The organism is Neglectibacter sp. CSJ-5 (assembly GCF_032490475.1).
Lineage (GTDB): Bacteria > Bacillota > Clostridia > Oscillospirales > Acutalibacteraceae > Hominenteromicrobium > Hominenteromicrobium mulieris.
In genome coordinates this window covers 15,167-27,610 of sequence record NZ_JAVYJC010000010.1, presented here as the reverse complement: position 1 = coordinate 27,610, position 12,444 = coordinate 15,167, and the positions used below count along the sequence as shown (strand labels likewise).

Annotated in this window: 12 protein-coding genes; 3 read left to right on the top strand and 9 right to left on the bottom strand. The window is 54.1% G+C overall.

The window, feature by feature from the left end; translation table 11 throughout:
* The first annotated feature begins 280 nt into the window (after positions 1 to 280).
* Positions 281 to 1,576, top strand: coding sequence for an MFS transporter (locus R2K26_RS14370; protein ID WP_316523235.1), 1,296 nt, complete (start codon positions 281 to 283; stop codon positions 1,574 to 1,576).
* Between the two features lie 107 nt (positions 1,577 to 1,683).
* Here the strand turns inward: R2K26_RS14370 and R2K26_RS14365 are convergent, their stop codons facing one another.
* From R2K26_RS14365 to R2K26_RS14350, 4 genes are all read right to left on the bottom strand, one after another.
* Positions 1,684 to 2,304, bottom strand: coding sequence for a flavin reductase (locus R2K26_RS14365; RefSeq protein WP_316523234.1), 621 nt, complete (start codon positions 2,302 to 2,304; stop codon positions 1,684 to 1,686).
* Between the two features lie 185 nt (positions 2,305 to 2,489).
* On the bottom strand, positions 2,490 to 3,884 hold the full coding sequence (locus R2K26_RS14360) for an MATE family efflux transporter (protein WP_316523230.1): 1,395 nt from the start codon (positions 3,882 to 3,884) through the stop codon (positions 2,490 to 2,492).
* 24 nt (positions 3,885 to 3,908) lie between these two features.
* Entirely contained in the window at positions 3,909 to 4,862 is a 954-nt protein-coding gene (locus R2K26_RS14355; RefSeq protein ID WP_316523226.1) for an ROK family glucokinase, read from the bottom strand.
* A 1-nt stretch (position 4,863) separates the two neighbouring features.
* Entirely contained in the window at positions 4,864 to 5,718 is an 855-nt protein-coding gene (locus R2K26_RS14350) for a serine/threonine protein kinase (RefSeq protein ID WP_316523223.1), read from the bottom strand.
* 381 nt (positions 5,719 to 6,099) lie between these two features.
* Here R2K26_RS14350 and R2K26_RS14345 point away from each other — a divergent pair, with 381 nt between their 5' ends.
* The gene (locus tag R2K26_RS14345; protein WP_316523222.1) at positions 6,100 to 7,158 is read left to right on the top strand and encodes a PTS sugar transporter subunit IIC; all 1,059 of its coding nucleotides are present in this window, start codon (positions 6,100 to 6,102) and stop codon (positions 7,156 to 7,158) included.
* A 170-nt stretch (positions 7,159 to 7,328) separates the two neighbouring features.
* The gene (locus tag R2K26_RS14340) at positions 7,329 to 8,177 is read left to right on the top strand and encodes an MBL fold metallo-hydrolase (protein WP_316523219.1); all 849 of its coding nucleotides are present in this window, start codon (positions 7,329 to 7,331) and stop codon (positions 8,175 to 8,177) included.
* A gap of 292 nt (positions 8,178 to 8,469) precedes the next feature.
* Here the strand turns inward: R2K26_RS14340 and R2K26_RS14335 are convergent, their stop codons facing one another.
* The 5 genes from R2K26_RS14335 to R2K26_RS14315 form a co-directional block, all read right to left on the bottom strand.
* On the bottom strand, positions 8,470 to 8,880 hold the full coding sequence (locus R2K26_RS14335; RefSeq protein WP_176821468.1) for a hypothetical protein: 411 nt from the start codon (positions 8,878 to 8,880) through the stop codon (positions 8,470 to 8,472).
* 213 nt (positions 8,881 to 9,093) lie between these two features.
* Positions 9,094 to 9,717, bottom strand: coding sequence for a hypothetical protein (locus R2K26_RS14330; RefSeq protein WP_176821467.1), 624 nt, complete (start codon positions 9,715 to 9,717; stop codon positions 9,094 to 9,096).
* 24 nt (positions 9,718 to 9,741) lie between these two features.
* Positions 9,742 to 10,218 (bottom strand): 23S rRNA (pseudouridine(1915)-N(3))-methyltransferase RlmH, encoded by a 477-nt coding sequence (locus R2K26_RS14325; protein ID WP_316523216.1) that lies wholly within the window; start codon positions 10,216 to 10,218, stop codon positions 9,742 to 9,744.
* 14 nt (positions 10,219 to 10,232) lie between these two features.
* A complete protein-coding gene (locus tag R2K26_RS14320) occupies positions 10,233 to 11,024 on the bottom strand; it encodes an MBL fold metallo-hydrolase (RefSeq protein ID WP_316523214.1) in 792 nt (263 codons plus the stop codon).
* A 72-nt stretch (positions 11,025 to 11,096) separates the two neighbouring features.
* A complete protein-coding gene (locus tag R2K26_RS14315; RefSeq protein WP_176821464.1) occupies positions 11,097 to 12,383 on the bottom strand; it encodes a UDP-N-acetylglucosamine 1-carboxyvinyltransferase in 1,287 nt (428 codons plus the stop codon).
* Positions 12,384 to 12,444 lie beyond the last annotated feature (61 nt).

The window sequence follows — 12,444 nt, the reverse complement described above, 5'->3', positions numbered from 1 at the left end:
TCGGAAAGAGCGAGGTTCTCCCCGCTCTTTTTGTGTATATTGTATTATATTCTGCCCGAATTTCTATCGATGCAAAAATAGTTTTATAGCATTTTGTTCGTATCTATGATAAAATAGACACAGTGATAGTTTTTGTAAAGCTTAGAGGGGCACAATGGACAAAGAGGAGTGCATAATTTTCCTCCCCTTTACAAACCGACATCACGGATTTAACAGGGCGGCGCTACAATGTAAGACCGAAAGCACGCACCTGATTTTAAAAAGAAAGTAAGGTCTTCACATGAAATCAATTTTTCACGCACTCAACCGGCTCAAGGTCTTCCGCGGGCTGACGGAACAGGAATTCGCATGGGTGCTCTACGACGTGGGCAACTCCGCGTTCACCATGCTCTCCTGCTCGCTCATCCCTATCTGGTTCAAGAGCCTCGCCATCGGCACTGCGCCGGGACAGATCAACTCGCATCAGGCAACGGCGTATTATTCCATCGCCGTGGCGGTCGTCACCGTTGTCGTGGCGCTTTTAGGGCCGATCTTCGGCGTGCTCGCCGATCACAAAGATAAGAAAAAGGTGCTGTTCACCACCGCGGCAACGCTCGGTATTTTCGGCTGCATTTTAAACGGCTTCATCACCGGCTGGCTGCTGTTCCTCATCATTTTTGTGTTCACGAAGATTTGTTACAGCGCGTCGCTGACCATCTATGATTCCATGCTGAACGACATCACCAGCGAAGAACGCATGGACGAGGTTTCGTCCTACGGCTTTGCATGGGGATACATCGGCTCGTGCATCCCGTTTCTCATCGCGCTCATCGCCTATGTGCTTGGACCCGATATGGTCGGCGTGCTGCCGGATATGCTCTCTAAAGGCATCGGCTTCACGGTGACGGCCGTGTGGTGGCTGCTCGTCACCATCCCGCTCATCCGCGGCTTTAAGCAGCGCAACTATGTGGAAACCGAAGGGCATGATATCCGCAAGGCATTCGCGAAAATCTTCCACACCCTCAAAAACATCGCGACGCACGACAAAAAAGTGCTGTTCTTCCTCATCGCATTCTTCCTGTACATAGACGGCGTGGGCACCATCATCGATAACGCCATCAATATCGGCACAGACCTGAACCTCAACACGGTCGGTCAGGTCGTCTTCCTGCTCGCAACGCAGGTCGTTGCGTTCGGCGGCTCGCTCGTCTTCGCAAAGCTTTCGAAAAAATACAACACCGTCACGCTCATTCTCGTTTGTATTGCGGGCTATTTCGGCATCGCGCTGTACGCGCTCATGCTCAGCAGTCTCCTGCACTTCGCGATTCTGGCGTTCTTCATCGGCTGCTTCCAAGGCTCCATCCAGTCGCTCTCGCGCTCGTATTACTCCAAGATCATCCCGGCGGAAAACTCCGGCGAATACTTCGGTATCTACGATATTTTCTCAAAAGGCGCGTCCTTCCTCGGCTCTGCGGTCATCGCAGCCGTAAAGCTTGCAGGCGGCACCATCAACGTGGCGGTGGCATGTCTCGCAGTGTTCTTTGCGCTCGGCTTCCTCTTCCTGCGCATTGCAGATAAGCAAAAAGCCATTCGGTAAGGAAGCACCGGGCTTTACACCGTTCGCTCTTCACACCCGTGAAATATCGCTGTAAATTTTAATAGGACATGCAAAAAGGAACGGCGTACAAACCGTTCCTTTTTCCTTTACTCTTCATAAACCGGCTCAAAATCATCCGTTCCGTGCCCGCACAACGGACATGCGTAGTCCTCCGGCAGCGCGCTGCCCTCATACACATACCCGCAAATTTTGCACCGCCAGCCGACGATCTTCTGCTCTCGCTCGACCTTCTCCGACTTCGGCTTCAGCTTATTCTGGTAATCCGCATAGGTCAGCGGAGCGCGGTCGCTGCACACCTCGGCTTCCGTCACCTCTGCAATGAACAGCGTATGCGTGCCGAGGTCAACACTGTGCGTCACCTTGCCGCTGAACCGCGCGCAGGTGCTCCAGTTCAGATACGGTACGCCACTTTCGTCTGTCGGCATCGGCAGGCTATGCAGCTTATCGACGTCGCGACCGCTCTGCATACCGAAGTGCTTAATGGTCTCAAACGAGCAACTGTCATCCAACGCGCTCAACGTAAACCGCCCGCTTTCCTTAATAAGCGCGCAGGTGTAATTCGTATTCAGCACGGAAACCGCCACGCGCACAGGGCTCCCCGCGACCTGCACGCCGGTATTCACAATGCAGGCGTTCGCCTTTTCCTCCGCTTTTGCCGCCAACAAAAACACGCCGTATGTCAAATTATAAAACGCTTTGTTATTCATTTTGCTCCTCCTATTAAAATAATAATAATTATCATTTTTATAATAACGGATAGAAAGCAAAAAGTCAAGCGTTATTTTCGGTGTATACAAAAAGGAACGGCGTACAAACCGTTCCTTTTTTAGCTTTATATTCTATTTCTAAAGGCTGGCGAAAACTTTTAGCCACGCTTCCCGGCAGAACGGTGTTACTTCACGCTTTCCGAATCGCTCACATACGGTGCGGCATGTTCTCTTTCGAGCCTGCGGAACATTCTCACAAGCACGACAACGGCGATGGTACCGAGGATCAGCTCTGCGACGAACTGCGCATACGCGAGACCGTACAGCGGGAACAGCCAATTCAGCACGAACAACGCGGGAATCTCCAGCACGATCTTGCGCACAACAGCGAATATGAACGATTTCATCCCCATACCGCACGACTGGAACACGCCCAACGCGAGGAAATCGATGCACAAGAACGGCAGCGCAAAGCAGAAGCCGCGCTGGAACGCCGCGCCGTACGCGACGATGCTCTCGTTCTTCATGAACATGGAGATGATCGGCTCCGCCGCAAACAGGAACGTCAGCATCACGGCCAGAATAAAGCCAAGCGAAATTTTCGCCGTGAACATGAACGTCTTTTTCATGCGTTTGATATTGCCGCTCGTGTAGTTATAACTGATCAGCGGCATAATGCCCTGCGAAAAGCCCATCGCAATCTGGAACGGCACTATGTTGACGCGCTGCGCGATGCCCATGGCCGCCACCGGGTCAGAGCCATACGCGGACGTAAAGTTGTTGAGGATGGTCATGCCGGTCACATTCAAAAGGTTCTGGATGGAAGCCGGGATTCCAACGCCGCACACGCCCTTGACAATTTGTTTCGATGGGCGGAACATGCTGGGCTTGATGCACACATATGTCTTGCCGCGCTTCACAAACAGCAGCACGAAGAAGTAGAGACACGCCACGGTGTTGGAAAGGCAGGTCGCGCAGCCCGCGCCCGCCGCGCCGAGGTTCAGGCCCCACGGCAGAATGAAAATCGGGTCCAGCACAATGTTCAGCAGGCAGCCGCACATGGTGCCGATGCTCGCGTGCAGCGAAGAGCCCTCCGCGCGCACAAGGTACGCCAGCACGACATTCAAAATGGACGGCGCGGAGCCGAGCAGCACAGTCCAGAACAAATAATCCGCCGTTGCCTGTATCGTTTCGGCATTCGCGCCGAGTATCACCAAGATCGGCGACTGCAATACGCCGTACAACAGAGAAAACAACAGGCTGCAAATCAAAGAAGCGTAAAACCCGAACGCCGAGCTGCGGTACACGGTATCGTAGTCTTTGCGTCCGAGTGCGCGGCTCATCATACTGGAGCTGCCGATGCCGAACAGGTTGTTGACGGCATTAAACGCCAGCAGAAGCGGTGCCGCCAGCGTAACAGCGGCGTTCTGCACCGGGTCGTTCATCATGCCGACAAAGAACGTATCGGCAAGGCTGTAAATGACCATCACAAGCGAGCTGATGACCGACGGCACCGAAAGCGTTACGACCGCCTTCGGGATCGGCATCGATTCAAATAGCTCTGTTTTGGAATTATCCATTTCTTCCTATCCTTTCCGTTCTTATCACGCAAGGCTGTCCAAAAGCAGCTTGCAGCAGCCGTAAATGCCGGCGTCGTTGCCGAGCACGGCCAAGTTGAACCGAACGTCGGTATTGGGGTAAAATACGTATTTCAAGAAGCCTTTCTTCGCACCTTCTACGAGCATCTCGCCCGCTTTCGAGACACCGCCGCCGATGACGACGACCTCGGGGTCTGCCACCGTGCACACGGCAGAGATGGTGTAGCCGAACGCATCGTACACATTCTCTAAGATTGCGTTTGCCGCGCCGTCTCCGTTTTTAGCGGCATCGAACACGTCTTTTGTTGTGAGCTTCTCGACACTCCGCAAAGCGCTTTCTTCCTCATGTTCGGCAAGGTATTTTCGTGCCAGTCTCGCAATGCCCGAAGCTGAAACGTACTGCTGCACGCAGCCGCGGCGGCCGCACGCGCACGTCTCCGTCTCCGCGGGGTTGATCGTCATGTGGCCGAACTCACCCGCCGCGCCGTTTGCGCCTGCTACCATGCGTCCATCCGAAATGACCGCGCCGCCGACACCCGTGCCAAGCGTGATGAATACCACGTTCTCGCTGCCACGGCCGCCGCCTTTCCAGGCTTCACCCATCGCCGCAGCATTCGCGTCGTTCACGACCACAACCGGAAGCCCTACGGTCTCTTCCAGCGCCGTGCGCACATCAAATACGCCCCAGCCGAGGTTCACGCAGCGGTGCACCACACCGTCCGCCGTCACCGGTCCGGGGATGCCCGCGCCCACGCCCAAAATACCGTCTGCGGGAATGTTGTGCTTTTCCCTGCACTTTTGAATTTCCGCCGCAATATCACGCAGCACCGCCGTGCCGTCGCCCTCAATCACGGTCGGAATCTCCCACTTTTCAAGCAAAGTGCCGTCTTCCTCAAATAAACCAAGCTTCACCGTCGTGCCGCCGATATCGGCGCCGATGACATACTTTTTGTTTTCCATTTTATAACTCCTCTCCGCGCGCGGTTTCCCACGCACTTAACAGCGCATCTATGCTTTCATAGCGCGCACTTCGTTCCTCGCTGACCGCTTTCTTTGCGACAGTATACAGATTCGAGCTCAGCGGCCACGCCTCCGCGCTGCGGTCGCACTCTGAAAACAGCGCAAACGCCATCGCGCCCAACGTGTACACGTTCGTCACTTCGTCAAGCACCGCGCCGAGCTCGTATTCTTCCGGCGACATAAACCTTGCGCTCCCCCACATCTGCCCCATATCATTTACGGTCGGCATCTTACGGTAAAAATCAATGTCACACAGCACGGTTCGCCGGTTTTCAACATCATACATCACGGTCGAATCGTATAAATCAACCGCCACATAGCCTTTTTTTGCCGCAAAGCTCTGAAAATATAAGATGTCTCTGTAAACCTTCATGCGCGTTTCCGTAGGCAATTTCACAAACGCTGCATGCTGCTCCGGGTACTGTCGCCCGAGGCAGATCGCGTCCGTCCACTCGAACACCGAAACCCAGCCTCCGCCCATCTCCCGACTTTCGATGAGCCGAATGAGATTTTCGTGCGTGAGTGCCCGATATAAACCGGACGCGTTTTTAAGGCTCGCGATTGCATCCTCCTTTTGCCCCGTGTACCGCGCGGTAGGCGCACCGGCGAATTTCACAAAAACACGCTTGCCGTTTTCATTCCGCACACCGAAGCAAATATTGCCGGAATCCTGGTCATCATAGACCTTGAACACCTTGCCGTATCGTTTCAAAAACGAGAAATCAAACGGCGCGGCCATTTTGAACCGCACGCCGTCCAGTTTTTCTAAGTACGGTGCTTCTTCCTTTTCAGCCAACTTATGTATAAACACCCCTTTGATTCCAAGCCGTAAATCTATTAGTAATATAGTATACCATATTTCGCCGCCGATTGCAAAGGAAACTATGGAAAACTCCGTCTTTTTGCAGCCGCCTTGCAAACAGGTGAATTTTGTGGTATTCTTTAACGCGTAACCCAAACGGCCGCCTGCCGATGTACCGCCATTACGCGGCTGCTGTGACCAAATAGCCCGGGAATCCCCCGGCGGCGCAGCGTTCTTCCGAAAACGGACAGAGGCAGACGGCAACATAGTCAATATAGATTCTTTCTCGCGTATTCTGCGCAGCGCACGTTTGCGTAAAACCCAGGAGCGCCGGAGAACCTTTCGCGCTCCGTAAAAAGAAAGGATTGAACAAAAATGGAGGGAACTTCTTCCAAAAAAGAAAGCAAAGTCAAGGTGTATCTGCACCGCTACTTTATCGATGCCATGAGCGCCATGGCACAGGGGCTTTTTGCTTCCCTGCTCATCGGCACCATCATTTCCACGCTCGGTACACAGCTTAACATTCCGCTGCTCGATGAGATTGGCGGGTATGCAAAGTCCGCAGCCGGCCCCGCTATGGCGGTCGCCATCGGCTACGCGCTGCAGGCGCCCCCACTCGTACTGTTCTCGCTCGTCGCAGTCGGCGGCGCGGCAAACACGCTCGGCGGCGCAGGCGGTCCTCTCGCGGTGCTCGTGCTCGCCATCATCGCGGCAGAGCTCGGTAAGCTCGTCAGCAAAAAGACGAAGGTGGACATCATCGTCACGCCGCTCGTCACTATTTTTTCGGGCTGCGGCCTCGCGTACTTATTCGCGCCGTACATCGGCACGGCGGCTTCCAGCGTGGGCAACCTGATCATGTGGGCAACCACCCAGCAGCCGTTCCTCATGGGCATTCTCGTTTCCGTCATCGTCGGCGTTGCATTGACGCTGCCGATCTCCAGCGCGGCCATCTGCGCGGCGCTCGGTTTGACGGGCCTTGCGGGTGGCGCGGCCGTTGCAGGCTGCTGTGCGCAGATGATCGGCTTTGCGGTCATCAGCTTCCGCGATAACGGCTGGGGCGGCTTCTTTGCGCAGGGCATCGGCACTTCCATGCTGCAGGTGCCGAACATCATCAAGAACCCGCGCATCTGGCTTGCGCCTACGCTCGCTTCCGCTGTGACGGGCCCCATCGCGACATGCATTTTCGGCATGCAGATGAACGGCGCACCGATCTCCAGCGGCATGGGGACCTGCGGCCTTGTGGGGCAGATCGGCGTTTATACCGGCTGGCTGAACGACATTACTGCCGGTGCCAAAACAGCCGTCACCGCTATGGACTGGCTGGGCCTTGTGCTCATCTGCTTCGTGCTCCCGGCTGTGCTTTCTTTTGTCTTTGACCTCATCTTCCGCAAGATCGGCTGGGTCAAGGACGGTGACATGAAGATCGACGCATAAATATCTTCGTTTTCCGGCAAACGCCTAAGGCTGAAACGCTTTAGGCGTTTTTCATTGTGCTATGTGCGGTACTGCACGACGTTTTTCTTGTACGGAATTACCCTTGTTTTTCCGTCCTTTCGCCCGTATAATCAAATAGAAAAGTCTATTCTCGATTTGGGAGGTACAAAATGCAGTTTCAATATCTTGGCACCGCCGCCGCAGAGGGCTGGCCTGCCGTATTCTGCCGCTGCAAATATTGCTTAGAGGCGCAGCGCCTCGGCGGCAAAAACATCCGCACACGCTCGCAGGCTATCGTCAATGACGATCTTCTGCTCGACCTGCCGCCGGATACCTACATGCACAAGCTCATGAATAATCTCGATCTCAGCCGTGTGAAGTATCTGTTTGTCACGCACTTTCACATGGATCATTTCTACCCGCAGGAGCTCACCGTGCGCGGCTCCGTTTACAGCCTTGAGATGATCAGCCCCGAGCTTGAAATCTACTGCGCACAGGAAACCTACGATTATTTCCGCCGCTGCGCCGATTGGGAAATTGACGAAAAAAGCGACAGCGCCATGCACTGGCACATCTTAAAGCCGTTTGAGACCGTGGAAGCCGGTCCCTACCGCGTAACGCCGCTGCCCGCAAACCACATGAACCCCTCGCACCAGCCGTTCGTGTACCACATTGTCGATACACGCGAGGATAAATCTGTCTTCTATATGCACGACAGCGGCTACTATTTTCCAGAGGTGTGGGATTACCTCAAGGCGCAGAAAAAGCCCGCCGATCTTTTCAGCTTCGACACTACGCTCGGCTATGAAGACTGCGGCTTTAAAAGCACGCACATGGGCGCGCCGGAGGTCATCCGCCTCAAGGAGGAGCTCGAAGCGCTCGGCATTGTGGACAAACACACCCACTGCGTGATGAACCACTTCTCGCACAACGGTCATCTTCTGTATGACGAGCTCGTGGAGCTTGCCGCGCCGCATGACATCGAAATTTCCTACGACGGCATGAAACTGACACTTTAAACTCTATTTGCATGCAAAAAGCGGAGACGCTCCGGTTTCTGAGGGCGTCTCCGCTTCTTTCTTTATGGCAATGACAGGAACAAGTAATATAAAAGCTTATTGATTGTACTTTTGTGACAACGACTGTTATCCTTTATAAAAATCCGTTCAGTCAATTTCGCTTCGCGTTATATCAAATTTGCATACAATTATATAATTCTGTATATTCAGGCGTTTTCCCGTCGAATTCCTTGTAAAAAAGAAAAACGGCAGAGCAACCCCTGCCGTCTTCATAGCGTATGTTGTTTTCCGTTTACTTACAGCGGCGCACAGCTTCTTCAATCTTCGGGAGAAGCTCTTCCTTATCCGCGTCCTTCGTGTACTTAAAGATAGCGGCAACAATCTCCGGAATATCGGAAGCCTTGTAGTGCTCAGTCGTAGCAATCTGCAAACCGGCATATTCATTGCGGGTCAGCAAAGGCGCGAAGCGGCGGGCATTCTTTCTGCCGGGGCCGTCATTGATGAAAGCTGCAATGAACTGGTAACCGATCAGATTGTTGATGATGACGTGGAAGGAGTTCTTCGCAAACAGCGGATTCTCCGGGTCACGCAACGCAATCTCCATAATCTCCGCACGGTTCAACGGACGGCCGGCCTCCCAAAGGAGCTGCATCATCGCAAATTCGGAATTCGTTAAACGAATATATGGCTTTTTTCTTTTCATGCTATATCCTCCTGTCATTTTCATATCCCATATCGTTTCAACTAATCCTGTCGAAAGTAATATTAGTATATTTTTATTTTTGCAATTTGTCAAGGGATTTGGAATAAAAAAACTACCGATGAGGCAGTTTTTTTCAAAAAATTCACATTTTAGAAATAATAAAGAAGACCGGCAGCGCATTTTACCTACCGATCTTCTGTGTTTTACGCCTTTTTACGCATCGTTTTCAATAAACAGCGTCTTAAAATACGGCAGTTCCTCTGCCCATGCGCAGAACACGTGCCACTCGTCCAGCTTGTGGTGGCGGCGCGCAAAATACATGTTCGCAATGTTCTCGTAGTTCATGGTACAGGTGCGCATCTGGTTGTAGCTCGAAGGCAAAAGCTGAATGAGGCTGTACCAAAGGTCTTTGTCCTTCGTCTCCACAAATTCCACGCGCAGCTTTTCCAGCACGCCAATGGTCTGCATCAGGCTCTCCTTTGCCGCGGGCACCATACGGTCACAGCTGAAGTCCGCTTCTTCAAACGTCTTCGCCTGAATTTTGTGCATCGTGCTCGTGGAGTTCGCCACGGTGCCCACCTTATACGTGTCGAATTCCTTCCACCAGTAGATTGGCGCGGTGAGGTCGACCGAAACGAAGATCTGTCGGATGAATTTGCGGTGATCCGTACCCGCCTTGCACAGACGTTTTGCAAGGCTCAGGTCGTTTTCGCCGAAAACGAACGTGCCGTCCGGCTCGGTGTGGCTGTCCATGCGGCCCCAGCTGTTCATGGGGTTGCGTGCGCCTCTGATGGCGTTTTCAAAGTTCATGACGCTTGTACGTTCGATCTTAATCATGTCGTTCAACCTTTCGTATTCAAATTATTTGTGGTACTTCGTGCCCGCGTTGATGGAAAACGCGCGGTACAGCTGCTCGCACAGCATAACGCGTGCCAGCTGGTGCGGAAACGTCATCGGCGACATGGAAATGCGCTTCGAGCCCTGCTTCACGCTGTCGTCCAGCCCGTGTGACGAACCGATAACAAACGCTAAGCTGCTCTCCCCGTTTACGGCCGCCGCGTCGATCTGCTGCGCGAGCTGCGTGGAGGAGACAAGCTTGCCCTCAATGCACAGCGTGTAAAGCGCGCTGCGCCCCGCCGCCGCCAAAATCGCCTTCGATTCCTCGCCGAGCGCCTTTGCAATCTCCGCCGCATTCGGATCCTGCGGCAGGCGCGCTTCGCTCAGTTCGATGATCTGGAACCGGCAGAATGCGGAAAGCCGCTTTGCGTATTCCTGCACGGCGTCACGCCAATATTTTTCTTTGAGCTTACCGATACAAATCAGCTTTACCTCCAGCATATTGTCTCCCTATGTTAAAATGTGATGGCGCCGCCGGTCAGGTTTTCAATCGGCGCGACCTGCAATATGTAGTCCTCCGTGTTCTCCACGCCCGCCATCTGCATACCGCAGACGGCGGTCTGCCGCGCAATGTCCGGCGTGTTGTTCTCGCGGCTCAAATGCGCCAGCAAAAAGTGCTTTGTGCCGTCTTCAAAAAGCTCCGGCAGCAGGTCGGCGCACGCGGTGTTTGAGAGATGCCCGAAGTCCGATAAAATGCGCCGCTTTAAGCTGTACGGGTACGGCCCCGTGCGCAGCATACCGATATCGTGGTTCGATTCGATGACCGCAAGATCTGTGCCGTGCAGGTTCTCTTCCACCTCCGGCGTGATGTGTCCAATGTCCGTCGCGACAGTGACGGTGTGTCCGTCTTCGGCTTCTATGCGGTAGCCGAAGCTCTCCGCGCAGTCATGTGGCGTGTGGAACGCGTTTACGTGCATTCCGGCGAGCTCTAACGTGTCTTCAATCGTGTAGGCGGGATATTTGTCGTTTAAAATTCCCATCGATTCCAAGGCCCCCAGCGTGCCCTTAGAGGCAAACACGGGAATATGGTATTTGGAAGCGAACACACGCAGACCGCTGATGTGGTCGCTGTGCTCGTGCGTAATGAGGATGCCCTGCACGGAAAGCGGGTCTATACCGCAGCGCTGCATGACAGTCGTCACCTGCTTGCAACTGCGTCCGATATCCACCAAAATGCCCGAAGATTTTGAACCGATATAATAACTGTTTCCCGTGCTGCCGCTGAACAGCGGGCAAAGCTCTGCCATTTGCACCCTCCCTGTTTTCATAAAAAACGCCCTGACAAGGTTTTGTCGGGGCGAAACGGTCTGTATACGGTTTTAACCGATCTTTGCGGTATCGCTGTTTGTGGGATCGAGCATCAAATACATGTCCGCGCCAAGGCCGACGAACTTCTCCACGATGTCTTCATAGCCGCGCTGAATGTGCTCAATGTCCTCAATCTTCGTCACGCCATGCGCAGCAAGACCGGCAATAATCATCGCCGCGCCCGCACGCAGGTCGGTCGCACGCACCGGTGCACCCTTCAGGTATTCCACGCCCTCAATAATAGCGCTCTTGCCCTCTACGGTGATCTGTGCGCCCATGCGCTTCAACTCTTCCACATAGCGGAAACGGTTTTCCCACACGCTCTCGTTTAAAATACTCGTGCCCTGCGCAATGGAGAGCAGCGCCGCGATCTGCGGCTGCATGTCCGTCGGGAAGCCCGGGTGCGGCATCGTTTTCACGTTGCACTTACTCAGTGGGCCGTCGCAGCGCACGCGCACCGCGTCGTCATATTCCACAACCGTCACACCCATCTCCATCAGCTTCGCCGTGATGGATTCCAGGTGCTTCGGCGTCACGTTTTTCACAAGCACATCGCCGCGCGTTGCAGCCGCAGCCGCCATGTACGTGCCGGCTTCAATCTGATCCGGAATAATCGAATACGTAATGCCTTTCAAATGTTCCACGCCGCGAATCTTGATGACGTCCGTACCGGCACCGCTGATGTTCGCACCCATGGAGTTTAAGAAGTTCGCAAGATCAACCACGTGCGGTTCGCGCGCGGCATTTTCAATAACCGTAAGGCCCTTTGCCTTTACGGCTGCAAGGATAATATTCATCGTCGCACCGACGGTGACCATGTCAAGGTAAATGTGCGCACCGCGCAGCTCCTTTGCGGAGACCTCGATCATGCCGTCGTTGAGGCTGTACGTGCAGCCCAGCGCCTTAAAGCCCTTGATGTGTTGGTCAATGGGGCGCACGCCGAAATCGCAGCCGCCGGGAAGCGGCACAATGGCCTTGGAGCAGCGACCGAGCAAAGCGCCGATATTGTAGTAAGAGCCGCGCATTTTGCGGCCCAATTCGCTCGGCACCACGTTCGTGTGGATGGTGGTCGGGTCGATCTCCACGGTGTTCTTGCCGAGCCAGCGCACAGTCGCGCCCATCTCGGTCAGGATGCGTGCACTGAGCTTCACATCGGAAATGTTCGGTACGTTCTCTATACGGCAGGGAGATTCCGCCATGGCTACGGCCGGAATGATCGCCACAGCCGCGTTTTTCGCGCCGCTGATGACAACCTCACCGTGCAGGCGCTTTCCGCCCTTGATGATAAATTTATCCACTGTAATTTTCCTTTCTGCGGGCGCGGCATATCCTCGGCAGTCAAAGGCACACTGCCTGCCG